At 39.4% G+C, this 1,005-nt stretch carries 1 protein-coding gene; it reads right to left on the reverse strand.

Features of this window, described 5'->3' with window-relative positions:
- Positions 1-444: 444 nt before the first annotated feature.
- Positions 445-861, reverse strand: a complete 417-nt coding sequence (locus KHS78_RS22185) for a hypothetical protein (RefSeq protein ID WP_211831198.1) — start codon at positions 859-861, stop codon at positions 445-447.
- Positions 862-1,005: the final 144 nt, after the last annotated feature.

Consider the following 1,005-nt stretch of genomic DNA (forward strand, 5'->3'; position numbering starts at 1 on the left):
AATTCCACAAGGCTCATGCCTTTCTGAAACTGGATTTTGTTCCTGGCCATGACACGTCTCCTAACCCAAGGAAAACCAGTGTCGTAAGTTTAGACGGGAGAATGGCTTATGTTAGGTGGTAATCAGGTAAAACTATATACCCACTACTTGCCTACTAATTTGTACGTTTTACTTTAACATTGCCGATACTTTCGACAAGGCTTGTTTCTATTTTTTAGCTGCGCCAACTGACTTTACAACTCGCTATTGGCCAAGACTTGACGATGAAATTCACCATCTACTTTAGCGATTTTACTGGCCGAATTGTTTGAGCTAAAAACTTTTATTCAAAATATCTCAAAAGGTCATAACGCCCGCCTCAACTACCGGAGGCCAATGGCGCCTTTTTTGCAGCTCCACCGCAAAAAAGGTGACAGTGGCCGGAGGTCAGATTGCAGGCGCTTGTTATGCGATTTCTACGTTTCCGGCGTGTAGTCTAGCCAATGGGTCACCATGACCAAACTCCCAACCTTCAGGCATTCGTTCTTTTAAGCCTAAAGTGTTATCAATATATTTTGCTTCATCAGTCGAAATTTTTACTATACGTAAATGATCATTAATCATAGTTTCGACGTCTTCAATTGTGGAGCCTTGATCAAACATTTTATTGGCATGATTTCTAATTAGAACACATGGGACAATATGCTCTCTATAATCATTACCTTTCTTAGAAATACCTTCTAGAACAAAGTCATCAGGTACAAGAACTTCAAAGATTCTAGAATGAACTCCTCTGCCTTCTTCCCATTGGCCATAGATTACTTCAGCAACTCTTTTGATTGCACGTTGCTTCATTTCTACTTTCGTAAATTCCTTAACCATCTATAATTCCTAGCGCATAACGAGTCTGTAGAAAATCTAAGAATGAAACCACAATGCCTTCATTGTTAATGAATGAAATCTGCTTCAGCTTTCTACAGACATATCGCTTGATGATTTCGTGTTTTATTTATCCGCTAATGGCTT

The sequence above is a fragment of the Kistimonas asteriae genome (assembly GCF_018263925.1).
In the GTDB taxonomy this organism is placed as follows: Bacteria; Pseudomonadota; Gammaproteobacteria; order Pseudomonadales; family Endozoicomonadaceae; genus Kistimonas; species Kistimonas asteriae.

Excerpts from the sequence above, each read along its gene's own strand:
- KHS78_RS22185 (WP_211831198.1), bottom strand. The coding sequence starts at position 861 with ATGGTTAAGGAATTTACGAAAGTAGAAATGAAGCAACGTGCAATCAAA.